Origin of the sequence: Schaalia sp. ORNL0103 (assembly GCF_019429565.1) — a bacterium.
Lineage (GTDB): Bacteria > Actinomycetota > Actinomycetes > Actinomycetales > Actinomycetaceae > Pauljensenia.
Genome location: NZ_JAHXSA010000001.1, coordinates 1,039,798 through 1,066,114, shown reverse-complemented (window position 1 = coordinate 1,066,114; position 26,317 = coordinate 1,039,798). Strand labels below are relative to the sequence as shown.

The following is a 26,317-nucleotide window of genomic DNA, read 5'->3' as shown; positions in this document are numbered from 1 at the left end:
GAGAACGCATCCTTCGGTGCTTGAACCGAAGGCAACCATGACAGAATAGCGGACGAACCACGCTTTCAACAAGTCGCAGCCGATCTGGGTCGTGTCAGGTCGCACACACCGAGCCGCGCAGGGACAATGGGAGGGGGCTGAAAGGGGAGTCATGGATCTGAATGCATCTGTCATTATCGAGGCGTGTCGTGCCGGGGCTGAGGAGGCCGCCAGGCTCGCCCCCTTCCTCGATGACCTGGACGGATGGGATGGGGCTGACTGCGATACGGGGTCGAATGGTGCGGCGACGATGGCTGCGCTCGAGGCTGCTATGGACTCCCTGGACCCGCGTGCTCACCTGCGCGACGCGCTTGAAGCGGCCGTGGAGACGATTATCCGCCGCGGCCTTGGACACAGCGGCATGGCCCTCGGAGCTCTTTTCGAGGCGTGGGCCGGCGCTCTCGGGGACGAACACCATGTCACGCCTCTCGTCCTGCGTCGCATGCTCGCCGCATCCCTGAGCCCTGTGGCCTCCTCCATCGAGTGGTCCGATGCCCTCGTGGAAATGCTCGGCGGCGCGGTGCGCGAACTTGAGGACCTGGGGGCGACGCTCCCGGAGGTTGACGACGTTTTCTCTCGTTTCTCTTCCCAGGCGCAGATCGGCCTCGTTGAGGCGACGAACGAGGCGACGGGGCGTATCGACCCCGGTGGTGCTTTCATCGCCCTGGTCCTGGCCTGCATCGACGCTTCGATGCGAGGCGACGCCGGAATCCTTCAGTCGTTCACCGCCATGCTGGCCGACCTTGCGGAGCGTCATTCGCGTGCGCCCGAGGCCGCCTCCCCTCCGCCCGGCCGCGACTTCACGGTCGATATCATCCTGGAGGGGACCCAGGAGGACCTGGACGCGCTGCTCGCGCGCCTCGGTGGTCTGGGGGCGCGCCTGTCCTACGTGGGCAGGGTTGATCTCTTTGGCATGGGGGAGTGGAGGCTGCACGTCGACACCTCCGCGCCGCTGGCCGCGCACCCGACTTCGGGGCAGGTCATTCGCTTCCAGGTCTGCGACGCCCGCCCAGACGCGCAGATCGGCATTGACGAGCTGGCCGACGAGGGCCTGAGCCACCGCGGTGTGCGCCTGCTGCAGCGCCGACCTATGCGCCGCGTTGAGCGTGCCCGCGTCATTGCCTGCACCAGTGCCCCCGGCCTCGTCGAAGATCTCGCGCGTGCGGGAGCGGTCGTCTTCTTGGACCTGAGCTCTGGGGATGCCGCGGGCATCGTGTCGGCGGCGACCTCGCGCACGGGCGTGACCCTCGTGGCCACGTGCGACGAGGCCAGTGCCTCCCTGGTCGGTACCGTGGCCTCGGTGCTGCCTTCGCCCGCCCCGGGTGTTCCAGCGATCTTGCGCGCGGGTAGTCGCGATGACCTCGACGTCCTCGCGGTCGCGCGAGCCTGCGCCCCGCTGTTCGTGCCCCAGCCGGGTGGTGTTGAGGCCGCTCCGACGCTGGCGCGCATGCTGCGCGACGGCGCACACGACGCCCTCGCCTCGTGCGCGAGCGCCCCGCTGCCCCCGGGCGGCGACCCGGAGGGCATCGCCGAGGCCCTGGCCGAGGCCTCACGCAGTGGCGGTGATTCCTGGCGCCTCCTTATTTCGCGCGACGACGACGGCCCCTACACCGTGGCCACCGTTCGCCAGCTGCTCTCCACGCGCGACGCGTCGTCGACGATCGACCTGGAGACCTGGGATGGCGGGCAGAGCGGGCCGAGCCTGGTCGCGGGGTGCGCCTCGTGAGTGCACTCGACGTCCCCCTGTCCCTGCGCCTGCCGAAAAAGACGGCGAAGGCCCTTGAGGGGGCGGGTGTGGCAACGGTCGGCGACCTGCTGCTGGTCGCACCGCGCCGCTACTACCACTGGGGTCGCCTCACGCCGCTGTCTTCCCTGCGCGAAGGCGAGGACGTGACGATCCTCGCCGAGGTCGCAGGTGCACACCTCGTCGCCAACCGATCCGGCTCGGGCGTGCGCTTGGAAGTCACCCTCACCGACGGCGTTCAATTCCTGTCAGCGACCTTCTTCGCGAAGAACCAGTACAAGCTCGCCCCCATTGAACGTCTCCTGACGCCGGGGCAGTCCTTCCTCTTCGCCGGCAAGGTCGGGGCCTACCGCGGCAAGCTGCAACTCACCCATCCCTCCTTCGAGGGCGTGGACGGGGAGGACATCGAGCGCATCGCCTCGCGCCCCATCCCGATCTACCCGGCGACCGGATCGCTGGCCTCGTGGGCGATCGCCCGAGCAGTCGGCATGGTGCTGGATCACCTGGACGATGCTGATGTGCCCGACCCGGTTCCCGCCGATGTCCGCGAGCGCGCCGGCTTCGCCTCCCACGCCGAGTGCCTGCGTGCCCTGCACCAGCCCGAGACGGACGAGGACTACCAGCAGGCGCGCAAGGCCCTGGCCTTCGCCGAGGCGTTCGTCCTCCAGGTGGGGCTGGCCGCGCAGCGCCGGGGCGTGCGGGCCGTGGCGGCGCTGGCCTCGCCGGTCAACGCGCCGCTGTGCGAGCGTTTCCGGCAGTCGCTGCCTTTTGAGCTCACGGACTCCCAGCGCGAGGCGGTCGCCCAGATTGGGGCCGACCTGGCCGGTGAGGTGCCGATGCAGCGGCTCCTGCAGGGAGACGTGGGATCGGGCAAGACCGTCGTCGCGCTCAGCGCGCTGCTCCAGGTGGTCGCCGCTGGTCACCAGGGGGCGTTCGTCGCGCCGACCGAGGTCCTGGCGGAGCAGCACGCCGCCTCCCTGCGGGCGCTCCTGGAGCCCCTGGGGATGGACGCCCCGGACGTTCGGCTGCTGACGGGTTCGACGACGCCCGCCGCCCGCCGCGAGATTCAAAGCGCGATGAACGCCGCCGAGCCCCTCATCGTCGTGGGAACCCACGCTCTCTTCCAGGAGAGCGTGCGTTTCGCGGACCTGGCTCTCGTCGTCGTCGACGAACAGCATCGCTTCGGCGTCGAGCAGCGAGCCGCGCTGCGCGGGGCACGCGAGGACGGGCGTGCGGTTCACGAGCTCGTTATGACCGCGACTCCGATTCCGCGAACAATCGCCATGACCGTCTTCGGAGATCTCGACGACACACGCATGAGCGGGATGCCTTCGGGGCGCACCCCCGTGGCCACCTACCTCGCCGACAGTGCCAACGCCGCGTGGGTGGAGCGCACGTGGGCGCGGGCCGCGGAGGAGATCGCCCAGGGGCGTCGCGTCTACGTCGTGTGCCCGCGCATCGACGCCTCTGACGACGTCGCCGACGCCGAGGAGGAGGGCGCACGCGCCCTCGCCTCTGTCGAGGAGGTCGCCGCGTACCTGCGCTCCCACCCCGCCCTGTCCGGCATCGCCATCCATGAGTTGACGGGACGCACGCCCTCGCCCGTCAAGGCGCAGATCATGGAGGATTTCTCCACCGGGCGCGCACCCCTCCTCGTCGCCACAACCGTCATCGAGGTTGGCGTCGACGTGTCGGAGGCGACCCTCATGGTTATCCTCGACGCCCAACAATTCGGCCTTGCCCAGCTTCATCAGCTGCGTGGGCGCGTCGGACGCTCCTCCCTGCCCTCGCTGTGCATCGCCATGCATCGCCACGAACTCACGGACTCGGGCAGAGCGCGCCTGCAGGCCTTCGCGGACACGACCGACGGTTTCGAGCTTGCCGAGGCCGACCTGCGCCTGCGCAAGGAAGGCGACGTCCTTGGAGCCGGCCAGTCGGGCACGGCCACCCACCTGCGCTTCCTCTCGGTGCGCCGCGACGAGGCGCTGATCCGCCGCGCGAAAGGCGAAGCCGAAACCCTCCTGGAACAGGACCCGATGCTGGAGCGCCACCCGGACCTCGCCCGGGCGCTGCGCGCTGCATCGGACGGACAGATCGAGTGGATGCAACGCTCCTGAGGTGCGCCCGGTAGGGTAGGGGTATGACCAGAATCGTCGCAGGCAGCGTCAAGGGGCGTACCCTCGCCGTGCCCAAGTCCGGCACCCGTCCCACTTCCGAGCGGGTTCGCGAGGCGCTCTTTTCGCGCCTGGACCACATGAACGTGCTGGACGGTGCGACCGTCCTCGACCTCTATGCCGGAACGGGTGCCCTCGGCCTGGAAGCCCTGTCGCGCGGAGGCACCCATGCCACCCTCGTCGAAAAGGCTTCGGCCGCCGCCCGCGTCGCCTCCGCAAACGTTCGCTCGACGGGCCTGCCCGCGCGCGTCGTCACCGCCGACGCGCGCACCTACCTGGGAGCGCGCAACGGGGAAGCGCTCGCGGGAGACATCGACCTGGTCTTTATCGACCCGCCCTACGACATCGCCGAAGACGACATGATGACGGTGCTGGCCTCCCTCGGTCCGTGGATCGGCCCCGATGCCCTCGTCGTCGTCGAACGGTCCACGCGTGCGCCCGCTCCCACGTGGCCGGATTTCCTCGTCCTCGAGGACCAGCGCACCTGGGGCGAAACCGTCGCCTACTTCGCCGGTCCGCCCCTGCCCAAGGACGAATCCGTCGACAGCCCGCAGCCCCTCGAGGATGCCCAGGCCTCGTCGCACGCGGAGGAGGAAGACCGATGATCGCGCTGTTCCCAGGTTCTTTTGACCCCTTCACGAATGGGCACCTCGACGTCGCCGAGCGCGTCTGTGCCATCGCCGACCGCCTGATCATCGGCGTCGGAGCGAACCCCACCAAGCGCGGCCTGATCGCCCCCGAAGAGCGCGTCAGGCTCATCCGGGAGGCCACCGGCCACCTCGGCGGCGTTGAGGTCGTCCTCCTGCAGGGGGCGACCATGGATGAGGCCTCGCGCCTGGGAGCCACGCTTATCGTCAAGGGTGTGCGCTCGTCGATCGACGTGGACTACGAGGCTCCCCAGGCGGTCTTTAACCGTGAGATCGGGGGCGTCGACACCTGGTGGATTCCGACCCGTCCGGCCCTCGCACACATATCGTCGAGCGCCGTGCGCGAACTCGTGGGTCTGAAAAAGGATATTTCTCGGTATGTCCCTCCAGCGATTGAGCGATTTTTGACCGACAATAGAAGCTGAATAATGCCCGGTGGAACCCAGGAGGCAGCCATGGCTGACACGACCGACAACCAGACTCAGGACGAGTGGAACGAGGAAACCGTCTACGGTCCCTCCACCGTGATCGCCGCCCTCGACCAGATCGAGGACCTCGTTGAGTCCTCGCGTGCGGTGCCCCTGTCGGCCTCGATCATGGTCAACAAGGCCGAAATCCTCGACCTGCTCGACCAGGCCCGTGAGGCTCTGCCGGAGGACCTCGTGGCCGCCGACGCCGTCGTCGCCGACGCGGATGCCGTGCTGGGACGCGCCGATTCCGCCGCCGAGACCCGCATCGCCGAGGCGAACTCGCGCGCCTCTTCCACCCTCGATCAGGCCAACGAGCGCGCCGCGCAGATCCTCGCCGATGCAGAGGAAGAAGCCGAGCGCACGCGCTCGCGCGCAAACGACGAGGCCACCGCGCTCGTCTCGCAGGCCCGCTCGGATGCCGAGGCCACGATCGCCGACGCGAACGCCCAGGCCGCCCGCATCGTCTCCACCGAGAACATCGTGCGCATGGCCGAGGATCGCGCCCGCGAGATCGTCTCCGAGGCCAAGCGCTCGGCAGCATCCCTGCGTGAAGGCGCGGACGACTACGTGGCCTCCTCGCTGGATGAGCTTGCCCACCTCATCTCCGACCTCGCGCGTCGCACCGACGCTGGACGTCGCACGATCGCGGAACGCCGCGGCGTCGACGTCACCGATGTGGATCTGACCAATGAGTGACAATTCCCTGACCCTGTCCCTGGCGCGCCTGCCGCGCGCCCTGGGTTCGACGCTGCACCAGGACCTCGTGTGGGTCACCCCCGACGACCTGGGCACCCCCTCCATGTCGGCCGTCCCCGGCGTCCCCCTGGACGTGTCGGTGGACTTCACCAGCGTCGAGGACGGCGTGCTCGTGCAGCTGACCACCTCCGTGGATCTCATCGGGGAGTGTGTGCGCTGCCTCGATGAGGTGCGCGACCATCACGACGTCTCCAGTGCGGAGGTCTACTTCGAGGCCGACGCGCCCGCCCTGACCCCCTCCGAGGACGACGAGGAGGTCGATGATCTGTTCGTCATCGGCGAGCGCGACACCGTCGACATCGAGACGCAGCTGCGCGATGCGATCGTTCCTCTTGTGGATCCGCGCCCGCTGTGCAGCGAGGACTGCGCGGGCCTGTGCGACGTCTGCGGCGAGAAGTGGGCGGATCTGCCCTCCGACCACGAGCACTTTGTCGTCGACCCGCGCTTGGCTTCCCTGGCCTCCCTGCTGGGCGACGACGCCGAGCCGGGGCGATCCTGATGAGTCGTTCCAAGCACCTGCCCGTTCCTCCGCGCACCGACACGGAGGCGCTGGTGGAGGCGTGGGGGACCCGCATCGACGCCCCGCTCCTGCAGCTGGCGCTCGTACACCGGTCCTACGCGAACGAGGCCGGGGGCATCGCGAATAACGAACGCCTTGAGTTTCTGGGTGACTCGGTCCTGTCGATCGTGATCGCGCAGAAGCTCTACGAGCAGTACCCGGACGTGGCAGAGTCGGACCTGTCGCGCATGCGTGCCGCGACCGTCTCCCAGCAGCCCCTGGCTGCCGCCGCCCGCCGGATCGGCCTGGGTGACTTCGTGTTCCTGGGCAAGGGCGAGTCGATGCACGGCGGACGCGACAAGGATTCGATCCTGTCCGACACCTTCGAGGCTCTCATCGGCGCGACCTATCTGACTAGCGGCCTGGAAGAGGCGCGCCGGGTCATCCTCGAGCGCCTGAGCTTCCTCCTCGTGGACGCCCCCTCGCGCGGCCAGCACCAGGACTGGAAGACGATCCTCATCGAATACTCGCAGGCTCAGGGCCTGGGCGAGGTCTCCTACGAGGTCGAGGGGGAGGGGCCGGACCACCAGCGCGTGTTCACAGCCCGCGCTTTCGTCTCCGAGCGCCCCGATCCGATCGGCTCGGGGCAGGCCTCGTCGAAGAAGCACGCGGAGAACGCGGCCGCGCAGGACGCGATGAGCCGCCTGTCTCCCGAGAAGTAGTAAGTACACGAGGGCGTTTGCCCTCCCGACGGTTAGAATCAACACGTGAGTGAAAATACGTCCGCGCGCACGCGCGTCATGATCATTGACGACCACGAGATCGTTCGACGTGGCATAGCCGAGATCGTCGACCGCGACGACGCCCTCGAGGTTGTCGCTGAGGCCGGCTCCGTTGCTGATGCCGTGCGCCGCGCTGACCTGGTGCGTCCCGACGTGATCCTGGTGGACCTGCAGCTGCCCGACGGCACCGGCATCGACATCATGAATCGACTGCGTTCCTCGCACCCGCAGATCCTCCCCGTCGTGCTCACCTCCTTCGATGACGACGAGGCCCTGGCTGAGTCCCTCGAAGCGGGTGCTCGTGCGTACATCCTCAAGACCGTGCGCGGCGCGGAAATCACCGACGTGATCAAGGCGGTCGCCGACGGTCGCGTGCTGCTCGACGAGCGCACTCTGACGCGTCGCCGCGTCGATCACGAGGATCCGACCGCCGACCTGACGCCGTCGGAGCGCAAGGTTCTGGACCTGATCGGCGATGGCCTGTCGAACCGCGAGATCGGCGAGAAGCTGGGTGTCGCGGAAAAGACCGTGAAGAACCACATCACCTCTCTCCTGTCGAAGATGGGCCTGCAGCGCCGCACGCAGGTGGCCGCGTGGGTGGCCGGGCAGAGGGCAGCGTCCTGGCGTAACTGAGCCACTGCCTCGTCCCGGATGGGACCAAAGCGGATGCGAGCGGGTCGGAATTATCCGGCCCGCTCGGCTTTTGTGTGCGCCGTTCGGCTTATTCCCCGCGCGTCTAGTTGTGTGCTAATCGGGGGTATCCCTGATTTGTGAGAAAGCTACTATCAAACTGGTTTATGGAAAAGCCCTGTGGGGTAACGTTCGCCTCATCCTCACCGTTGAGGACGGACACTGTCGTCCACCATTACCCCTTGAAAGGACACCCCGTGAACCTCAAGCGAATGCTTGCCGGTTGTGCGGTTGCTACGGCACTGGTGCTCGCACCCATGAGCGCCCCGAGTTTTGCCGACGCAGCACCAGCGCCCACCGGCGTCCCCGCAGCGGTCCCACTGAGCTCCACCCCCAAGATCGCCAAGTGGCAAGAACTCCAGTACGGCATGTTCATGCACTTCGGCGTCTACTCCGTATACGGCGGCTACTACAACGGCCACCGCCAGGGCATGGGCTACCCCGAGCAGATCAAGGCCTGGGAGAACATCCCCACCGACGACTACCTGCTCAAGGCCAAGGACCTGGCCGCGAACTTCGATGCCTCTGCTATCTGCAAGACGGTCCACGACTCGGGTATGAAGTACCTGATGATCACGTCGAAGCACCACGACGGCTTCGCCATGTGGGACACAAAGACGACCGACTACAACATCGTCAAGCAGTCCAACTACGGCAAGGACCCGATGAAGGAGCTGTCGACCGAGTGCAACAAGCTCGGCGTGAAGCTCGCCTTCTACTTCTCGATCATCGACTGGACCAAGCAGACGCCCGAGCCCTACGGCAACGTCAACCCCATCGATGAGGACCTGATGACGACCGTCATCAAGCCCCAGCTGACCGAGCTCCTCACCAACTACGGCCCGATCGCCGAGCTGTGGTTCGACATGGGTGGCCCCACCGCCGAGCAGTCTCAGCGCATGGCCCAGTGGGTTCACGAGCTCCAGCCCGAGACGATGGTCAACTCGCGCGTCTGGAACAAGGCCGGCGACTTCGAGGTTGGCGGCGACAACTCGGTGACCACGGACTTCCACATGGGGCCCTGGGAGTCGATTCGCTCGATCTACCCGGCCTGCTGGGGATACTGCTCGTGGGCGAACCGCGACGATAGCGCGAAGAGCTACAAGGAACGCGAGCTGGTCAACAACCTCATCGGCACGGTCGCCTCGGGTGGCCAGTTCGCCTACAACATCGGCCCCAAGGGGGACGGCACGATCGAGGCCTTCGACGCCGGCGTCGTCACCGAGGTCGGCCAGTGGATGCAACGTCACCCCGACGCCATCACGGGAGCTCGCCCGACGTGGTACCCCGCCCCCGCCTGGGGCAAGGTCATGACCAAGGGCAACGACCTCTACTTCTTCCCCGAGCTGTGGAGCCCCGGCAAGACACTGACGCTTCCCAGCGTCGGCGGCCACGTCACAGCCGTCACCGTGGACGGCACCGACCGTTCCCTCGAGTTCACCCAGGACGGCACCACGCTCACGGTGACCATGTCGGGTGAGAACCCGGAGCCGAACCTGCGCCCCGTCGTCAAGGTCACCTTCGATGCCGCACCCACCTACGTGCCCACGCAGACGGTCACCGCCGTCGACGGCGCGACCATCTCCTCGGAGCAGTTCTTCGGACGAGCCTCCGCGCTGCGCTACTCCGGCGCGCAGGCCTACGACGCCTACCTGGTGAACAAGACGGACAAGGCCATCACCGACCTGACCCTGAAGTTCTCGGGGAACTTCGACGCCTCCACGACCTACAAGATCACCCTCGGGGCCACCTCCATTGAGGTGACCGGCGCGCAGATTGAGGCCGGAGAAGTCGGCGAGGGCCTCAGCCTCGAGCCCGGCAAGGTCACGCCCTTGCGCCTCGAACTGGCACACCCCTCCTACTACGCCAACCCGATCGGCCTGCGCTCCGTGAGCGCGACCCTGCACGTCTACGGTGAGAACGCGGCCACCCAGCCGCCCGTCATTGCCACGGACCCCTCCTCGGTCTCCGTCAAGGCGGGGGAGAGCGCCACCTTCACCGTCGTCGCCTCGGGCCGACCAGCCGCCACCATCCAGTGGTACCGCGTCCCCAAGGGGGCAAGCGAAGGAACGGCGATTCCGGACGCCACGAACGCCATGTACACCCTGACGACGACGCTCGAGGATGACGGCGCACAGTTCTACGCCGTCGCCACGAACGCCAACGGCTCCACGACCTCCCAGCGTGCGACCCTGACCGTCACCAAGGGCAGCGACAACCTCGCACTCAACAAGACGGCCACCATGTCCTCGACCGGCTGGGGCGGCACCGCCTCGCGCGCCGTCGACGGCAACACGGACGGCGTGTGGGACAACGGCTCGGTCGCCCACACCGGCAAACAGGCCAACCCCTGGTGGGAGGTCGACCTCGGCGAAACCCACCCCCTGGGTGTCGTCAACGTCTGGAACCGCTCCTCCTCCGACAACTGCCAGGGAATCTCCTGCGACCAGCGCCTGCACGACTTCTGGGTCGTCGCCTCCGAGACGCGCCTCGACGCTTCCTTTAACCCCGCCACGGCTGGCGCGGTCGACGGCGTCCACATGATCAAGGTCGACGGAGTCGGCGGCCGCCCGAGCGCGGTCGACTTCGAGGGCTTCGATGCTCGCTTCATTCGCGTCATCCAGCCCACCGAGTTTGGCGAGTTTGCGCTCGCGGAGGTCGAGGCCTTCGCGGCTGCTGCCCCCACCCCGGATCCGGGCGATCAGGAGCCTCCGGTCATCAAGCCGCTGACCGTTACCGCTAACCCCGCCGAAGACGCGCAGATCTCCGGTGACGGCGCCTTCCGCACCGTGACGGCGAAGGAAGGCACGCAGGTCACGATCAAGGCCGAGGCGAGCGGCAAGCCCACGCCGACCCTGTTCTGGCAGATCAAGCGCGAGGGCTCCGATTCGTGGGCTATCGTCGAAGAGGAGAACGGCCCCGAGCTGACCCTCACGATCGACGGTGAGAACAATGGCTCGGTCATCCGCGTCATGGCTATGAACGAGGCCGGGTTCGCTGAATCGGGCCTCGTAACCCTCTCCCTTGCCGAGGAACCGGCGCCCGATCCCGAGCCCAGCCCCGATCCGACCCCGGACCCCGCACCGACGCCCGATCCGACCCCGGACCCCGCACCGACGCCTGATCCGACTCCGGACCCCGCGCCCGCTCCCGATCACACGGTGGGCACCTGGATGAACGACGGCACCGGCTGGTGGTGGAAGATCAGCGCCGGCGGCTACGCCAAGAACGAGACCCTCACGCTCGGTGGCAACGTGTACCGCTTCGACCAGAACGGCTACATGCTCTCCGGCTGGGTCTACTGGGATGGCGCGTGGCGCTACCACAACGGCGCCGGAGCGCAGGTCACCGGATGGGTCAACCTGGGTGGCTCGTGGTTCTACTTGACGCCAGAGACCGGCGCGATGGTCACCGGCTGGCAGATGGTGGGAGACAAGTGGTTCTTCTTCGCCTCTAACGGTGTCATGATGACCGGCTGGCTCTACACGAGCGGCGCGTGGTACTACCTGGATCCGTCCGGTGCGATGCACACCGGCTGGCTTCAGATGGGCTCTCACTGGTACCTGATGAGCGACAGTGGCGCCATGACGATCGGATGGAAGCCGCTGGGAAGCACCTGGTACTACTTCGGTGCCTCGGGCCAGATGGCCACCGGCTGGCAGCAGATCGGAGGCGCCTGGTACTACTTCGGGACCGGAGGCGACATGTACACGGGCGGCCACTGGATTGGGTGGCGCTGGTACACCTTCGGCAGTGACGGACGCTGGCTGGGTTGATGCTCAGCTGAGAGCCGGGAGATAACAACTCCCGTCCGCACGCGGTGGGGGTGGAGTTCCAATCGGAACGTCCACCCCTACCGTCGTGTTGTGCGTGTGCGTCTGGTCAGCACTCAAGCGGAGCGATCCACCGGATCTGGGTGCCCACCCCGCCCTCGCCGCTGCCGGCATCGAACGAGCCGCGGTGTCGTCGTGCACGTTCCGCCATGTTCGCCAAGCCGGAGTTGCGGGTGCGCGATGGGTCGATGCCTCGACCGTCGTCGGTGATCGTGATGCGCACGCGCCCCGATTTGCCCCGCCCCGACACATCGACGCACACGGCCGCTGCGGTTGCGTGGGCGTGGCGGGCGATATTAGACAGGCCTTCGCGCACGATCGCAACGACATCGTCGGACAGGTCCGGGTCGACGCGACCGTCGAACTCGTCGATGACGACGAGCTCGTTATCCAGGTCCGAGTTGATGGCACTGCCGTCAAGTGTGATGAGCAGCGAGGGCGCAAAACCGAGGGCGGAACGCGTCAGTGACGATTCGCGGCGGATTCTCTCCACCAGGCCGACGGCCTTGTCGCGCTCGCGTAGGTTGTGCACGATCGTGCGGATCTGACGCACGGCCTCGTCGATTGAGGCGAGCGAGGAATCGATGAGGGACTCGAGGGCAGCCGGGTCCGTCTGGCCGGCTGCGACCTTCTGCTTGGCCGCATCCAGGGCCATGCCGGTCGCAAACAGCTGCTGGATGGCAAAGTCATGGAGGTCGCGCCCGATACGGTCGCGCTCGTCCAGCAGTGCGGCCACGTCCTGCGCGTGGCGGGCCGATGCGAGCTCGAGGGCGAGCGTGGCCTGGGAGGCGAGGGACTCGGCGAGCGAAAGCTCGGAACTGTCGAACTCGGGTGCGCCGATCTGACGGAGCAGGATGAGGACACCGGAGGACACGCCACGTGAACGCAGGGGAGCGTAGAGAGCCGATCCGAAGGCCGCCAGCTGGGGGACGCGCATTGTCTGCGCACGCGACATCGAGTCGACGATCATGCCGGTGCCCTCGTGCAACACGCTCATCGCGCGCCCTTCGGGCGGGAAAGTCAGGCCCAGCAGGCTGGAGGCGTTCTTGCCGTCGACGATTTCAGCTGCCCAGGTGTCACCCACGGACTGAAGGACGATGATGGCGGTGTCCGCGTGGGACACTTCGCGCACTGTCTTGGCAATGAGCTCGAGCGCCGCCTCCTCATCGGCGCCCTCCAGCATGGTGGTCGTCAGCGACTGAGAGGCGCTGATCCACCGTGCGGTGCGCTTCGAGTCCGCGTACAGGTGCGCGTTTTCGACGGCGATGCCGGCGGCGGGCGCGAGCGCGCTGAGGACGGCGGCATCGGCGGATGAATACCCGCCCGCCTTTCCGCACAGGTAGAGGCGTCCGTAGACCTGCTCGTGCACGAGGATCGAGACGCCCAGAAACGGGGGAGTGGTCTCCGGCAGATCGAGGTCGGGTGCGTCCGACGGCGAGTTGACGAGGAGAGGCATGCTCGCGGGGATCGCCGTCATGAGAGCTTCGGGGACCTCAGGAATTGGACCGGGCTCGTGGAACTCGAGTTGCAGGGTGGTGGCCCCCCACGTGTCCAGGACTGAAAGTGTGGCGTGCGGAGAGGACGTGAGGACGCAGGCCTGGTCCACGAAGTTTTGCAGGCCGGCCTTTAGATCCAGGGAACTGGTGAGGTCTAGGGCCGCTTTCAGCAGCGTGAAGTCTGTGGAGTCGGTGCTCATTGTTCCTCCTGGTCGAGGGCCCATCGGTAGGCGGGGAGGGCCTGCAGGACCTCGTCGTGTGTCCCGCGCGCGGCGATCGTCGCGCACTGGCCGGGCTCGGGCGCAGCCAAGACGATGACGTGGTCGGCCTGGTCCAGGGCGCTCAAGCGGTGGGTGACCACCAGGGTAGCCCGCTCGGGTGAGCGCGTCAGGAGTGTTTCCATGAGGCGGTCGGCCGTCGCCGCATCGAGGTGCTCGGAGGCCTCGTCGAGAGCCATGATCGGAGCGGGCGCGGCGAGAGCCCTGGCCATGAGAAGGCGGCGACGTTCGCCGCCGGACACGGTTGTGCCTCCGGAGCCGATCACGGTGTCGAGGCCGTCGGGCAGGGACTGGACCCACTGCGCGAGGCCGGCACGGGACAGGAGCTCCGAGGCCTCGTCCCGGGTGAGGGATGCGCGGGCAACCCGCAGGTTTTCGTAGATGGTGGTGGCGAAGACGTGTGCGTCCTCTGCTGTCATCGTGATGCGTGAGGTGAGTTGGTCGCGATCGGCTCCCCACGCGGGAACGCCGTTGATCAGAGCACTGCCCGACTTGGGCGGGATAATACCCGTGAGGGTCGCCAGCAGCGTCGTCTTGCCGATGCCCGAGGGCCCGACGATTGCGAGGGACGATCCGGGGCGCAGCGTCAGCGAAATACCCGTTGCGAGCGTTGGTCCGCCCGGCCAACCGATGGCGAGATCGCGTGCCTCGATGACGGTGGGTCCCTCCGGGATGTCGTGGGGCTGCGCCGGTGCGTCCTCGTCGAGGAGCGAACAGATGCGCGTCGCGGCCTGGGCGCTGCGCACGAGCTGGGCGGCGGCGGGCGTCAGCTCGGCGACTCCCTCGAATGCGGATAGCGGGACGAGGACGATGACAGCCAGGAGGACCTGCGCGAGGACCCCCGAGGTCGTCTGTGGGATCCCGATCAGGAGGGCGCCGATCACCGCGACGCCCATCGCGCACACGTCGAGGCCGCGCGCGAACGCGGACAAGCGCGCCGAGCGGGCCAGAGCGGCGCTCAGCGCGGCCTCGGACTTGTTGAGCGAGCGGCGTGCGCGCTCCAGCGTGCCCGCCATGGACAGCTCGGTGGCACCCTCGAGGATCGCGAGCGAGGTCGCCGCGATGTCGGTGCGCGCATCGGCTCCCTGGCTCTCGGCCAGGCGCACCGAGCGGGCGATGAGGGCCGGGGCGATGACGCCCGAGACGACGAGGCTGATCGCGAGGATGATGCCGGCCGCCGGAGAGATGATCGCGATGACGCCGACCGTACCCACGCCGACGATCGCCGCGACAAGAGCCGGCAGGAGAGTCTTGACGACGACGTTGCCGACCTCATCAACGTCGGCTCCCGCGCGGGTCATGAGATCGCCTCGGCGCAGCGTGGAAAGCTTCGTTCCGGGGGCCGCGGCCAACTCGTCGTAGAGGTTGTTGCGCAGGCTATCCATGCCCGTCAGCGCCACCTTGTGGGAAGCGAGGCGCGACAGGTAGCGTGCGAGTGCACGCGAGACACCAAAGAGACGAACCGAGGTGGCGGCGACCGTCAGGTAGAGCACCGGGGGTTGCTGGGAGGCGCGAGCGATGAGCCAGGCGGCGGTGCCGCCGAGAGCGATTGCGGCGCTGAGGGCGGTGACGCCGAGAAGCAACGATAGAGCGAAACCCGAGCGCGAGACTTCGAGCATGGAGATGCATCGGCGCAGCGCAGCGGATTCGGAGCGGGTGAGAAAGAGCTTCATGCGCGTGCCTCCTCGTCAGCGGCCGAGCGAACGTCGATGACAGCATCAGCTGCCTCCATCATGGCTGCACGGTGCGCGATGACGATGACGGTGCGTCCTGCGTCACGCATCGCGTCGATGGCCCGCACGACGGTCTCTTCGCTGACGGCATCGAGGTGCGCTGTGGGCTCGTCGAGGATAACGACCTGGGAGTGTGCGGCGAGGGCGCGCGTGAGGGCGAGGCGCTGGCGCTGACCAACGGACAGGCCGACGCCGCCGGAGCCGATGACGGTATTCCACCCGTTGGGGGTGCTGGCCAAGACCTCATCGAAGCCGGTTGCCGCTGCCGCATCGCTAAGGTCGTCCGGAGGCAGATCGCCCATGTTGTCCAGGATCGTACCGGGTACCAGCGTGGGGGATTGAGGCACCCACGAGATCTGGCGACGCCACGCGGCGGGATCGATATCTGACAGGATGGACTCGCCGCTTTCGGAGGACGAGGCCGACGGCCGCAGCAGGATGCGACCTGCATCCGGTGTCATGTCGGCCAGCAAACACGCAACAATCGTTGACTTTCCCGCGCCTGAGGGGCCGCACAGCGCGGTCACGATGCCAGGCGTGATGACGCCGCTCGTCGGAGCTGGAGCCCATGCACCGCGCGCACGCACACCGAGGCCATCGAGAACGATGTCAGTGCGTGCCATGTCGGGGCATGCGTCGGTTCCGGGGGAGTCCACGGCCTCGGCCTCTTCGATGATGTCGAACGCTGCCTTCGACGCCGTCACGCCGTTCGCCGACGCGTGGAACTGCGCGCCGACCTGGCGCAGGGGTTCGAAAACCTCGGGCGCGAGCATGATGACGGCGAGGCCATGAAACAGCGAAATGTTGCCGAAAACGAGGCGCATACCGACCTCGACGGCGACGAGGGCCACCGACAGCGTCGTCAGGAACTCGAGCACGCCGCCCGACAGGAACGCGACGCGAAGCGTGGCCATCGTGGCCTTCGTATTCGCGGCACCCAGAGCGTGCAGGTGCGTGCGCGGTGCCTTTTCGCGGCCGAGGCCGCGGAGCGTGGGCAGGCCCGACATGAGGTCGAGGAGCTGGGCGGTCAGGCGCTTCATCGACGCGAGCTTGTCCTCCGAGGCTGCCTGCGTAAAACGCCCGATGAGAATCATGAAGATCGGGATCAGAGGGATAACGAGGAGGGCGATGAAAGCGGACCAGAAGTCGAGCAGAAGAATGACGCCGAGGGCCGCCGGGGTCACCGTGCACACGAGGACAAGCTGAGGCAGGAAGGAGACGAAGTAGGGGCGCAGATCCTCGAGCCCGGTCGACAGCAGGGTCGTCGTCTCTGCGCCCTTGGTCGCCCTCCAACGAGGCCCCAGCGTGACGCTCGCATCGACGACGCGTCCGCGCAGCTCCCTGACCGCGGCGGCGGCCGCACGAGTGCTCACCGCCTCACGGGCGGCGACGATCAGTGCGCGGCAGGCGAACACGGCCGCAATACCCACAATGAAGGGCCAGACGTCGGCCAGGGACGCGGTACCCGACACGACGGGGGAGAGGGCTGCGGAAATGAGAAGCGCCTGGGCGAGAACCAACAGCGCGGTCAACGTCCCCAGGAGGGCCGTCACAGCGATGGGGCCGCGCGCTGAGCGGGCATAACGCAACAAGCGAGGATCAAAGGGACGCACGTATCTATTGTGCCTGAAAAAGCCTCGTCATGGGCCAAAGGTCCCCATTCTCGTGGCGTGACAACAAACGCGCCCGGCCCCTGCGTGAGGGACCGGGCGCGTCGTGATGCGAGGATCAGTTGGCGAAGAAGTTTTCGCCCACGCGGATCTTCTTGAGCAGCAGACCCGTCTGCGTCTCAACGTCCTCGGCGCCCACGCGAGCGCGGAACATCCAGTAGGACCAGAAGACGTAGACCAGGACGATCGGCAGCAGGCAGACGGTCACGATGGTCATGACAGTCAGCGTCGACGGGGTCGAGGAAGCCTGATCAATCGTCAGCGAGTACGCCGGGTTGATCGAGGACTTCTGGACGGCCGGAGCCATCGACGCGAACACCCACGCGACAGTGCCGGCGATGGCGACCGAGGAGGCCACGAAGGACCAGCCCTCACGACGCAGCGACGCCTGCGACAGAGCCGTCGACGCGATGATCGCGAGCGCGGCGACCACGAGGGGGATCCACGCCAGAACGTTCGTCGTGTAGGCGAACTGACCCCACACGAGCCAGGCGGCGGCCAGGACAGTCGCGGCGATCGTCGCGGGGGCGGCAATCGCGTTGGCGCGGTCGCGGACCTCGCCCGTCGTCTTCAGCGCCAGGAACTGTGCGCCGTGAGCCAGGCACACGGCCATAACGGCCAGACCGCCCAGGATGGTGTAGGGCGTGAGCAGCGAGAAGAACCCGCCGGTCAGCTGGTGCGTCGCGGTTGCCAGCGACTGGTTGACCAGCGTCGGGTCGATGACGGTGCCGGTGGCCACGTCAACAACCTCAATGCGCATGCCCTGGACGAAGTTCGCGAAAGCGACGCCCAGCAGGATCGGGACGAGCCACGCGCAGATCGTGTGCGCCCAGTCCCAGGCGTGACGCCACTTCTCGGTGGCGACCTTGGAACGCCACTCGAGGGCCATGACGCGGATGATCAGGCAGACGAGGATCAGGAACAGGGCGAGGTACATGCCCGAGAACATGGTCGCGTACCACTCGGGGAACGCGGCGAAGGTCGCGCCACCGGCGGTGAGCAGCCACACCTCGTTGCCGTCCCAGTGGGGGCCGATCGTGCGCACGGTCTGAGTGCGCTCACGGTCGCCCTTGGCAACGAAGGGGAGGAGCATGCCGACGCCGAAGTCGAAGCCCTCGAGGATCAGGTAGACCGTCCACAGAACGGCGATGAGAATGAACCACAGGATAGACAGAGTCATGATCGGTGTTCCTCTCAGTATCCGAAGGACAGGTCGGCGGGAGCATCGTCCTTAGCCTTGTCGGCCTTGGACGAGTGGATGCCCTCGACGGCGTAGCGCTTCATGAGGATGTACCACATGACGCCGAGGACGCCGTACAGCAGGGTGAACAGGATGAGCGAGGTGAGCATCTGGCCAGCCGGAACGTTGGGGGAGATGCCCATGTCGGTCATCATGTTGACGGAGCCCAGGTCGGAGCCCGCGGACAGCGCCTGCAGGTTCGGGACGACAACCCACGGCTGACGACCCATCTCGGTGAAGATCCAGCCGAAGGAAGCGGCTGCGAACGGCAGGGGAAGGTTGACCAGGGCGAGGACGCTCAGCCACTTGTTGGACGAGGTACGACCGCCGTGGGTGGCCCACAGGCCCCATGCTGCCAGCAGGAAGGCCAGCATGCCCAGGCCGATCATGAAACGGAACGACCAGAAGGCGACCATCTGCGGAGGACGGAAGTCGTACTGCGAGGCGTCACCGTACTTGGCGGTGAAGTTCGCATCGGAGTTGAGCAGCTCCACCATGCGTTCCTGGACGTCGGCGACGCCCTCGGAGGTGGCCGTGAAGGAGTTGTGCGACATGAAGGACGCGACGCCGGGGACCTTGATGAACTGGGTCGGCTGCGCGCCGTCATCGCCGAGGGGGCAGGAGCCGAACTGGGCGACCGTGAAGGCCGCGCCCTCGGTGTCCACACAGATGCCTTCGGCGGCAGCCATCTTCATGGGCTGGACCTCAACCATCTCCTGGCCCTGGATGTGGCCGGAGGCAGCGGTGCCGAGGCCGCCGATCAGGACGGCGGTCAGGCCGAAGCGGGCGATCGGGCGCCAGACGTCACGCGACTGAGCCATGGCCTCGTCGGAACCCTCGCGGGCGGTGCGCACCATCCACCAGATGGAGATACCGGCAACGAAAGAGCCGGCGACCAACCAGGCGGAGGTGATGACGTGTGCGTATTCGCTCAGGTACACGCCGGAGGTGATGAGCTCCATGAAGCCGCTCACGCCGTCGAGCTCGGCGCGGCCGGTCTCGGGGTTGAAGCGGGCGCCCACGGGGTGCTGCATCCAGGCGTTCGCCGCGAGAATCCACGCCGCGGAGAACATGGTGCCCAGGGCGACGCACCAGATCGTCAGCAGGTGCATGCCCTTGGAGAGGCGGCCCCAGCCGAAGATCCACAGGCCCAGGAAGGTGGACTCGAGGAAGAAGGCGAGGAGGGCCTCAACGGCCAGGGGAGCGCCGAAGATGTCGCCGACGAAGCGGGAGTATTCGGACCAGTTCATGCCGAACTGGAACTCCTGCACGATACCGGTGGCGACACCGAGCGCGAAGTTGATGAGGAGAAGCTTGCCAAAGAAGCGGGTTGCTTGCAGCCAGTATTCCTTGCCGGTGCGGTGCCACGCGGTCTGCATGATGGCAACCAGCAGGGACAGGCCGATCGTCAGCGGCACGAGGACGAAGTGGTAGACGGTGGTAACACCGAACTGCCATCGTCCGACGGTGACCGCGTCAAGCGCTGTCTGCGCGAGGGTCATGATGGGACCTTCTCGTGTTGGGATTAGGGTCGATTGTCCCGTGTCCGAAGTCCGTGGGACCTATGTCACGGGTTGATATTAATGTAGCCCAAAAACGTCGGTTGGATTGGTTGAAATGCTGGTTCAGAGGCCGTTTTGTGACATACGCGTCCGAATAATTTTTACGGGTTCTTCCGTGAGATATCGCTCCGTGTTGCGTTGTCCTGATCACCCCATCGTCGGTACGAGGCCCTGTTGTGCGACAATAGAGGTGAATGGATGTCGCGGGAGTGCCCCCGCGACGAGAGCCGAGCGATGACGTATTCATATGCCGCCGGCCGCTGCGCATCAGCGCTCCACTAGGTTTCCGCCCCATGCGGGCGATGAAAAAGGGTGCGTCCAGGCACGGGGCGCGCACCCGCCATTGGAGAATCGTGACAACCGAATCCACCACGCCCGTGGCACCCGCCGCGTCGTTGCTGTTCCAGGCGCCCGTGTTCCAGGCTGCCCCCGAGGTCGCTCCTCCCGCAATTGTCGAGGAAGCCGAGCCCAAGCGTCGCCGCAAGTCCGCTGCCGCCGACGAGGAGTCCGCTCCTCGCGAAGAGGCGGCTCCCAAGCGTCGCCGTCGCTCCAAGAAGGCCGCTGACGAGGCCGAGACTGCGGAAGCCTCCGAGGCGCCCGCGTCCGAGTCTGAGTCTGAGGAGGCGCCCGCCGAACCGAAGACCCGCCGTCGCCGTCGCTCCAAGAAGGCGGACGAGGCCTCGGCCCCCGCACAGGAAGACGCCGACAAAGCCGACGCGCCCGCGCAGGACTCCGATTCCTCGGACGAGGAGGAAACCTCCGGTCGTCGCCGTCGTCGCCGTCGTCGCCGTCGCGCGCGAAGCTCCGCCTCCTCCGAGGAAGGTGGCGATCCCGCGGACCAGGTCCAGGCCCTGAAGGGATCCACGCGCCTGGAGGCGAAGAAGATGCGTCGTCGCGAAGGTCGCCGTGAAGGCCGCCGTCGCCACTCCATCTCCGAGTCCGAGTTCCTCGCGCGCCGTGAGTCCGTCGAGCGCACGATGGTGATCCGTGACCAGGACGGCCTCGATCAGATCGCGATCCTCGAGGACGGTCTGCTCGTCGAGCACTACGTCGCGCGTCGCACGCAGTCCTCGATGGTTGGCAACATCTACCTGGGCCGCGTCCAGAACGTGCTTCCCTCGATGGAAGCGGCATTCGTCGACGTGGGCCGCGGGCGCAACGCCGTCCTGTACGCCGGCGAGGTCAACTGGGACGCCGTCGGAATGGAGGGCAAGCCCCGTCGTATCGAGGCGGCGCTGAAGTCTGGCGATCCGGTCCTCGTTCAGGTGACGAAGGATCCGATCGGCCATAAGGGCGCCCGCCTGACCTCTCAGATCACGCTGGCCGGCCGCTACCTGGTCCTCATCCCCGGCGGGTCCATGATGGGCATCTCCCGCAAGCTGCCGGACAAGGAACGTGCTCGCCTGAAGAAGATCCTCAAGGCTGTCGTGCCGTCGGGCTCTGGCGTCATCGTGCGTACCGCCGCGGAAGGCGCGACGGAGGAGCAGATCCGCGACGACGTCGCTCGCCTGACCCGTCAGTGGGAGGACATCGAGAAGAAGCGCGCCAACACGAAGAGCGCCCCGACGCTGCTGCGCGGCGAGCCCGAGCTGGCCGTGCGCGTTGTGCGAGACATCTTTAACGAGGACTTCTCCAAGCTCGTCATCGAGGGCCGCGACACCTACGCGACCGTCAAGGAATACGTCGACGAGCTCAGCCCCGAGCTCTCCGATCGCGTCGAGCAGTGGGTCGGCACGGAGGACGTCTTCCACGCGCACCGCATCGACGAGCAGCTCGCCAAGGGCATGGACCGCAAGGTCTGGCTGCCCTCGGGCGGCACCCTGATCATCGACCGCACCGAGGCGATGACCGTCATCGACGTCAACACCGGCAAGTTCATCGGCGCCGGCGGCACACTCGAGGAGACGGTGACCCGTAACAACCTCGAAGCTGCCGAAGAGATCGTGCGCCAGCTGCGCCTGCGCGATATCGGTGGCATCGTCATCATCGACTTCGTGGACATGGTCCTCGAATCCAACCGTGACCTCGTGCTGCGTCGCCTGGTGGAGTGCCTGGGACGCGACCGTACGCGCCACCAGGTCACCGAGATTACGTCCCTGGGCCTCGTGCAGATGACCCGCAAGCGCGTGGGTGAGGGCCTCGTCGAGGCATTCTCCTCCTCGTGCGAGGCCTGCGAGGGTCGCGGCTTCATCGTTCACCAGCACCCGGTGGAGACCTCCGGTTCCGAACAGTCTTCGAAGGGGTCGAAGGGGTCGAAGAAGCAGCAGAAAAAGGCTGAGCCTCGCCGTATCGAGGACAATGCCGATCACGAGCGCGCCAAGGAGGCCCTGAGCGCGATCGCCGCTGCCTCGACCCGTAAGGAAGAGGAGAGTGCGGCTGAGGAGGCCGCTCCCACCAAGAAGCGCCGCACGCGTGCCGCTTCGACCGAGGCCAAGGAACCCGAGGCTACTTCCGTCGAGCAGGTTGCAGCGCCCGAGGCCACCGCTGAGGAATCCGCGTCTAAGCCCGCCGCCGAGAAGGCCGAGGAAAGCGCGACCAAGCGTCCTCGTCGTCGCCGCCGCGTCGCCGAGTCTGCTCCGCTGCCCGAACTGCCCGTGCACATCGACCTTCCCGAGCCGGTCGATCACTCGGACGAGCCTGCGGCCCCCGCCAAGGATGCCTCCGAGATTCAGCTGCCCGAGCATCGCGAGAAGGCTCCGGCCACCCGCCGCCGCGCATCTCGCACAGCTGCCACGGCCTCGTCCGACGAACCGGCCGAGGCGCCCGCACCGAAGAAGACCCGTCGCCGCGCCACCGCGCAGACGGCTGTTCCCGAGGTGCAGACGGACGAGACTCCGGCCACTGCGCCGGTGAGCGCGCCGGTCGCGGAGGAAACTCCCGTCCAGGCGCCCGCCGCGCCGCGCAAGACTCGTAAGCGCCGTGCCGCCGTCTCGACCGGCGTCGTCGAGCCCGACGCGGCTCCCGCCCCCGTCGTCATCGACCTGCCCGCGCGCGCTGAGGTGAGCGCTCCGGCGGTGCCGACCAAGTCGACCGATGACATTGCGCTTCCCGAGGCGAGCGATCAACCGCGCGTCAAGCGCCGTCGTCGCGCCGTATCGACCGGCATCGTTGACGCCGGTTAATGCTCCAGGCGCCGGGGGAGGGGCGATCATCCCTCCCCCGAGCGTAGGGTGTGGAATCGCACAGCACTTCACACCCGCCCGTGACCGTGCCGGCTTGCAATCCGGCGTGCGAATCGGCTAAATTTGATCGTCGGCGCAACAAGCGCCAACGGAATCATGACAATGAGACAAGTCCTCGGCAGTTTCGAGGCGCGATTCCGGTTACGAATACGAGAAGAGATGAGCTCCAACGTGGTCTACGCGATCGTCAAGGCTGGCGGCCGGCAGGAAAAGGTGTCCGTCGGTGACGTCGTCGTCGTCGACAAGCTGGCAGAAGAAATCGGTTCGAGCATCGAGCTCCAGCCGCTGATGCTGGTGGATGGCGACGCCATCACCGTTGACGCAGCCAAGCTGGGCAAGGTTTCCGTCAAGGCTGAGGTTGTTGACTCGGCCAAGGGCCCCAAGATTTCCATCATTAAGTACAAGAACAAGTCGGGCTACCGCAAGCGCCAGGGACACCGTCAGAAGATGTCGGTCGTCAAGATCACCGAGATCGCCTGAACCCGACGTTCCCACGAGCAGAAAGTAGCAACTGATGGCACATAAGAAGGGCCTTGGTTCCTCCCGTAACGGTCGCGACTCGAACGCGCAGCGCCTCGGCGTGAAGCGCTACGGCGGCCAGCTGGTCAACGCTGGTGAGATCCTCGTTCGTCAGCGCGGCACCCACTTCCACCCTGGCGACGGCGTTGGCCGTGGCAAGGATGACACCCTGTTCGCCCTGCGCGCCGGTGCGGTTGAGTTCGGCCGCAAGCGCGATCGCAAGGTCGTCAGCGTTTCGCCGGTCTCTGCCTGAGACCGCGCGCATAAAGGGCGTCCGGCGTTGCCGGGCGCCCTTTTCAACATTCATTTTCAGTCGTCAGGAGCAACAGTGGCAGACTTCGTGGATCGCGTGACTCTGCATGCGATGGGTGGTAACGGCGGTAACGGCGTTGCCTCGATTAAGCGTGAAAAGTTCAAGCCGCTGGCCGGCCCTGACGGCGGAGACGGCGGCAATGGTGGCTCGGTCATCCTGGAGGTGAGCGAGCAGGAGACCACGCTGCTGAACTACCACCGTAGCCCGCATCGTCGTGCGGATAACGGCACGCCCGGCATGGGTGACTTCCGTCAGGGTAAGACCGGCGCGGACATCATCCTGCCGGTTCCTGAGGGCACGGTCGTCAAGTCGATGTCGGGTGAGCTACTCGCTGACCTGACGGGTGCGGGCGCCCGATACGTGGTCGCCGAGGGCGGTCGCGGTGGCCTGGGCAACGCGGCGCTGGCGTCGAAGGCTCGTAAGGCCCCTGGCTTCGCCCTGCTGGGCGAGCCCGGCGAGGAGCGCGACGTCATCCTAGAGCTGAAGTCCGTCGCGGACGTGGCTCTCGTTGGCTTCCCGTCGGCGGGTAAGTCCTCGCTGATTGCGGCCCTGAGCTCGGCGCGCCCGAAGATCGCCGATTACCCCTTCACGACGCTGGTCCCGAACCTGGGCGTCGTGTCGGCCGGCGACACGCGCTACACGGTCGCCGACGTTCCCGGCCTGATCCCCGGTGCCTCTCAAGGACGAGGCCTCGGTCTTGACTTCCTGCGCCACATCGAGCGTTGCGCCGTCATCGTGCACGTGCTCGACACGGCCGCCTTCGAGACTGATCGCGAGCCGGTTGAGGACCTGCGCATCATCGAGGCAGAGCTGGAGGCTTACCAGGGTGACCTGACGCAGGTCGAGGGCTACGTGCCGATCATGGAGCGCCCCCGCGTCATCGTTTTGAACAAGATCGACATCCCGGACGGGCGTGATCTCGCCGAGATTACGCGCCCGGACCTGGAGTCTTTCGGCTGGCCCGTTCTCGAGGTGTCTGCCGTGTCCCACGAGGGCCTGAAGGAGCTGTCCTTTGTTCTGGCCGGCATCGTCGAGGCGGAGCGCGCAAAGCGTCCCGCTCTCGAGGCTGCTCGTCCCGTCATCCGTCCCAAGGCTGTCGGGCGCAGCGTGGAGATCACGGTGCGCAAGACCCGTAAGGATGGCGAGGAAGTGTTCCAGGTGCGCGGCGACAAGCCGGAGCGCTGGGTGCGTCAGACCGACTTTGCTAACGACGAGGCCGTGGGTTACCTTGCGGATCGCCTGAACGCCGCGGGCGTCGAGGACGAGCTGATGAAGGCCGGCGCGGTCGCCGGCGACACCGTCGTGATCGGCGACCTGGATGGAGGCGTCGTCTTCGACTGGGAGCCGACCCTGACGACCGGACCGGAGCTGCTGGGCTCGCGCGGCACCGACCTGCGCCTGGACCAGAACGCGCGCCCGAGCCGTAAGGAGCGCCGCGAGGTGTACCACCAGGTTATGGATGCCAAGACCGCTGCCCGTGACGAGCTGTGGACGGAGCGCCAGGCCGGGCACTGGACCGATGCGTCGGACCAGTCATGAGCGGAGTGTCTGCGGCTTCTCGCATCGTTGTCAAGATTGGCTCGTCGTCGCTCACGCGTGAGGACGGCGGACTGGATCTGAACCGTATTGACTCGGTCGCGCGCCTCGTGGCGCGCTGGCGCGGGACGGATCGCGAGGTCGTCATCGTGTCGTCGGGCGCGGTCGCGGCGGGCCTTGATCCGCTTGGCTTCACCTCGAAGCCGAAGGACCTGCCGAGTGTGCAGGCCGCTGCGGCGATGGGGCAGGGGCTTCTGATGGCGCGGTGGACGGCTGCCTTCCAGGCGCATCACTTGGATGCCGCCCAGGTGCTGCTGACCACGGACGACGTTATGCGCCGCGATCACTATACGAACGTGCGCGCCTCGCTGACGCGTCTCCTCGGCCTCGGCGTCGTCCCGATTCTCAATGAAAACGACGCGGTGACCACCCGAGAGCTGCGTTTCGGCGACAACGATCGTCTTGCGGCGCTCATCGCGCAGATGATCAAGGCCGACGCCCTCGTGCTGCTGACGGACGTCGACGGCCTCTACACGGCTCCTCCGGACCACCCGGGCTCGAAGCTGATCGAGCGCGTCGAGAGCGCGGACGATCTCATGAGCGTGCTCGTGACCGGCGCTGGCTCTCGCGTAGGCACGGGCGGCATGGCGACGAAGGTGCAGGCCGCCATGCTGGCGACCACCAGCGGCATCGGCGTGCAGCTCGCCTGCGCGGATGCTCTGGAGTCGGTGCTCGCGGGTAAAAACGTCGGTACGTGGTTCGAGCCTTCCCAGGAGCGTCCGGCCTCGCGCCGCCTGTGGATCGCCCACGTGGCCCCGTCGCGCGGCGAAATCATCGTCGACGGGGGTGCAGCCCAGGCGATCACGGTCGGTAAGAAGTCTCTGCTGGTCGCCGGAGTGCGTTCCGTGCTCGGCCACTTCGAGGCCGGCGACGTCGTCGATGTGGCCTCCCCGACGGGTCTGGTCGCCCGCGGCGTGTCGGGATACGACTCCGACACCCTGGCCGAGATCGCAGGATCGGGCACGGCGGAACTGCAGGCTGCAGGCCATGAGCACCCCAGGCCGGCCATCCACCGCGACGACTTGGCGGTGTTGGGTGACGCATTTTCTGCGCTGAGCGCTGACTGACGCGGCTTGACAGGCTCTCGTGTGCCA

19 protein-coding genes are annotated in these 26,317 nt (G+C 67.0%); 14 read left to right on the top strand and 5 right to left on the bottom strand.

Annotation, left to right across the window (positions count from 1 at the left end):
• The first annotated feature begins 151 nt into the window (after positions 1 to 151).
• From JJJ16_RS04700 to JJJ16_RS04660, 9 genes are all read left to right on the top strand, one after another.
• The gene (locus tag JJJ16_RS04700; RefSeq protein WP_219751567.1) at positions 152 to 1,765 is read left to right on the top strand and encodes a DAK2 domain-containing protein; all 1,614 of its coding nucleotides are present in this window, start codon (positions 152 to 154) and stop codon (positions 1,763 to 1,765) included.
• Complete coding sequence (locus JJJ16_RS04695) at positions 1,753 to 3,900, top strand: ATP-dependent DNA helicase RecG (RefSeq protein ID WP_219751566.1); 2,148 nt, start codon at positions 1,753 to 1,755, stop codon at positions 3,898 to 3,900. The genes JJJ16_RS04700 and JJJ16_RS04695 overlap by 13 nt, the downstream gene beginning before the upstream one ends.
• Positions 3,901 to 3,923: 23 nt before the next feature.
• Positions 3,924 to 4,562, top strand: a complete 639-nt coding sequence (gene rsmD, locus JJJ16_RS04690) for a 16S rRNA (guanine(966)-N(2))-methyltransferase RsmD (RefSeq protein WP_219751565.1) — start codon at positions 3,924 to 3,926, stop codon at positions 4,560 to 4,562.
• Positions 4,559 to 5,029: a pantetheine-phosphate adenylyltransferase gene (coaD, locus tag JJJ16_RS04685; RefSeq protein ID WP_219751564.1), complete on the top strand. Its 471-nt coding sequence runs from the start codon at positions 4,559 to 4,561 to the stop codon at positions 5,027 to 5,029. Before rsmD ends, coaD begins: the two co-directional genes overlap by 4 nt.
• 30 nt (positions 5,030 to 5,059) lie before the next feature.
• Positions 5,060 to 5,770, top strand: coding sequence for a hypothetical protein (locus JJJ16_RS04680; RefSeq protein ID WP_034464377.1), 711 nt, complete (start codon positions 5,060 to 5,062; stop codon positions 5,768 to 5,770).
• Complete coding sequence (locus JJJ16_RS04675; RefSeq protein WP_219751563.1) at positions 5,763 to 6,329, top strand: YceD family protein; 567 nt, start codon at positions 5,763 to 5,765, stop codon at positions 6,327 to 6,329. Before JJJ16_RS04680 ends, JJJ16_RS04675 begins: the two co-directional genes overlap by 8 nt.
• Positions 6,329 to 7,051: a ribonuclease III gene (gene rnc / locus JJJ16_RS04670; protein WP_034464381.1), complete on the top strand. Its 723-nt coding sequence runs from the start codon at positions 6,329 to 6,331 to the stop codon at positions 7,049 to 7,051. Before JJJ16_RS04675 ends, rnc begins: the two co-directional genes overlap by 1 nt.
• Positions 7,052 to 7,129: 78 nt before the next feature.
• A complete protein-coding gene (locus JJJ16_RS04665; protein ID WP_003796284.1) occupies positions 7,130 to 7,744 on the top strand; it encodes a response regulator in 615 nt (204 codons plus the stop codon).
• Positions 7,745 to 7,998: 254 nt separating this feature from the next.
• Positions 7,999 to 11,577 carry an alpha-L-fucosidase gene (locus tag JJJ16_RS04660; protein WP_219751562.1) on the top strand — a complete coding sequence of 1,193 codons (3,579 nt, stop codon included), beginning with the start codon at positions 7,999 to 8,001 and terminating at the stop codon, positions 11,575 to 11,577.
• Between the two features lie 106 nt (positions 11,578 to 11,683).
• Here JJJ16_RS04660 and JJJ16_RS04655 read toward each other — a convergent pair whose 3' ends face one another.
• The 5 genes from JJJ16_RS04655 to JJJ16_RS04635 all read right to left on the bottom strand — a co-directional run bounded on the left by JJJ16_RS04655 (position 11,684) and on the right by JJJ16_RS04635 (position 19,553).
• Positions 11,684 to 13,330 carry a GAF domain-containing sensor histidine kinase gene (locus JJJ16_RS04655; RefSeq protein WP_219751561.1) on the bottom strand — a complete coding sequence of 549 codons (1,647 nt, stop codon included), beginning with the start codon at positions 13,328 to 13,330 and terminating at the stop codon, positions 11,684 to 11,686.
• Positions 13,327 to 15,081, bottom strand: a complete 1,755-nt coding sequence (gene cydC / locus JJJ16_RS04650; protein ID WP_219751560.1) for a thiol reductant ABC exporter subunit CydC — start codon at positions 15,079 to 15,081, stop codon at positions 13,327 to 13,329. Before cydC ends, JJJ16_RS04655 begins: the two co-directional genes overlap by 4 nt.
• The gene (gene cydD, locus JJJ16_RS04645; protein WP_219751559.1) at positions 15,078 to 16,754 is read right to left on the bottom strand and encodes a thiol reductant ABC exporter subunit CydD; all 1,677 of its coding nucleotides are present in this window, start codon (positions 16,752 to 16,754) and stop codon (positions 15,078 to 15,080) included. Before cydD ends, cydC begins: the two co-directional genes overlap by 4 nt.
• Before the next feature lie 115 nt (positions 16,755 to 16,869).
• On the bottom strand, positions 16,870 to 17,991 hold the full coding sequence (cydB, locus tag JJJ16_RS04640; RefSeq protein WP_219751558.1) for a cytochrome d ubiquinol oxidase subunit II: 1,122 nt from the start codon (positions 17,989 to 17,991) through the stop codon (positions 16,870 to 16,872).
• A gap of 14 nt (positions 17,992 to 18,005) precedes the next feature.
• Complete coding sequence (locus JJJ16_RS04635; RefSeq protein WP_219751557.1) at positions 18,006 to 19,553, bottom strand: cytochrome ubiquinol oxidase subunit I; 1,548 nt, start codon at positions 19,551 to 19,553, stop codon at positions 18,006 to 18,008.
• A 362-nt stretch (positions 19,554 to 19,915) separates the two neighbouring features.
• On the opposite strand from JJJ16_RS04635, the gene JJJ16_RS04630 reads away from it, so the two are divergent.
• The 5 genes from JJJ16_RS04630 (at position 19,916) to proB (ending at position 26,290) form a co-directional block, all read left to right on the top strand.
• Complete coding sequence (locus JJJ16_RS04630) at positions 19,916 to 22,735, top strand: Rne/Rng family ribonuclease (RefSeq protein ID WP_219751983.1); 2,820 nt, start codon at positions 19,916 to 19,918, stop codon at positions 22,733 to 22,735.
• 219 nt (positions 22,736 to 22,954) lie between these two features.
• The gene (gene rplU / locus JJJ16_RS04625) at positions 22,955 to 23,275 is read left to right on the top strand and encodes a 50S ribosomal protein L21 (RefSeq protein ID WP_003796298.1); all 321 of its coding nucleotides are present in this window, start codon (positions 22,955 to 22,957) and stop codon (positions 23,273 to 23,275) included.
• 34 nt (positions 23,276 to 23,309) lie between these two features.
• Positions 23,310 to 23,567, top strand: a complete 258-nt coding sequence (gene rpmA, locus JJJ16_RS04620) for a 50S ribosomal protein L27 (protein ID WP_003792637.1) — start codon at positions 23,310 to 23,312, stop codon at positions 23,565 to 23,567.
• A gap of 75 nt (positions 23,568 to 23,642) precedes the next feature.
• Positions 23,643 to 25,166, top strand: coding sequence for a GTPase ObgE (gene obgE / locus JJJ16_RS04615; protein ID WP_219751556.1), 1,524 nt, complete (start codon positions 23,643 to 23,645; stop codon positions 25,164 to 25,166).
• Entirely contained in the window at positions 25,163 to 26,290 is a 1,128-nt protein-coding gene (gene proB / locus JJJ16_RS04610) for a glutamate 5-kinase (RefSeq protein ID WP_219751555.1), read from the top strand. The genes obgE and proB overlap by 4 nt, the downstream gene beginning before the upstream one ends.
• Positions 26,291 to 26,317 lie beyond the last annotated feature (27 nt).

What these genes read in the sequence shown, in the direction of transcription:
- JJJ16_RS04700 (WP_219751567.1), top strand. Translation starts at nt 152, where the DNA reads ATGGATCTGAATGCATCTGTCATTATCGAGGCGTGTCGTGCCGGGGCT.
- rsmD (WP_219751565.1), top strand. Translation starts at nt 3,924, where the DNA reads ATGACCAGAATCGTCGCAGGCAGCGTCAAGGGGCGTACCCTCGCCGTG.
- coaD (WP_219751564.1), top strand. Translation starts at nt 4,559, where the DNA reads ATGATCGCGCTGTTCCCAGGTTCTTTTGACCCCTTCACGAATGGGCAC.
- JJJ16_RS04680 (WP_034464377.1), top strand. Translation starts at nt 5,060, where the DNA reads ATGGCTGACACGACCGACAACCAGACTCAGGACGAGTGGAACGAGGAA.
- JJJ16_RS04675 (WP_219751563.1), top strand. Translation starts at nt 5,763, where the DNA reads ATGAGTGACAATTCCCTGACCCTGTCCCTGGCGCGCCTGCCGCGCGCC.
- rnc (WP_034464381.1), top strand. Translation starts at nt 6,329, where the DNA reads ATGAGTCGTTCCAAGCACCTGCCCGTTCCTCCGCGCACCGACACGGAG.
- JJJ16_RS04665 (WP_003796284.1), top strand. Translation starts at nt 7,130, where the DNA reads ATGATCATTGACGACCACGAGATCGTTCGACGTGGCATAGCCGAGATC.
- JJJ16_RS04655 (WP_219751561.1), bottom strand. Translation starts at nt 13,330, where the DNA reads ATGAGCACCGACTCCACAGACTTCACGCTGCTGAAAGCGGCCCTAGAC.
- cydC (WP_219751560.1), bottom strand. Translation starts at nt 15,081, where the DNA reads ATGAAGCTCTTTCTCACCCGCTCCGAATCCGCTGCGCTGCGCCGATGC.
- cydB (WP_219751558.1), bottom strand. Translation starts at nt 17,991, where the DNA reads ATGACTCTGTCTATCCTGTGGTTCATTCTCATCGCCGTTCTGTGGACG.
- JJJ16_RS04635 (WP_219751557.1), bottom strand. Translation starts at nt 19,553, where the DNA reads ATGACCCTCGCGCAGACAGCGCTTGACGCGGTCACCGTCGGACGATGG.
- JJJ16_RS04630 (WP_219751983.1), top strand. Translation starts at nt 19,916, where the DNA reads ATGAAAAAGGGTGCGTCCAGGCACGGGGCGCGCACCCGCCATTGGAGA.
- rplU (WP_003796298.1), top strand. Translation starts at nt 22,955, where the DNA reads ATGAGCTCCAACGTGGTCTACGCGATCGTCAAGGCTGGCGGCCGGCAG.
- rpmA (WP_003792637.1), top strand. Translation starts at nt 23,310, where the DNA reads ATGGCACATAAGAAGGGCCTTGGTTCCTCCCGTAACGGTCGCGACTCG.
- proB (WP_219751555.1), top strand. Translation starts at nt 25,163, where the DNA reads ATGAGCGGAGTGTCTGCGGCTTCTCGCATCGTTGTCAAGATTGGCTCG.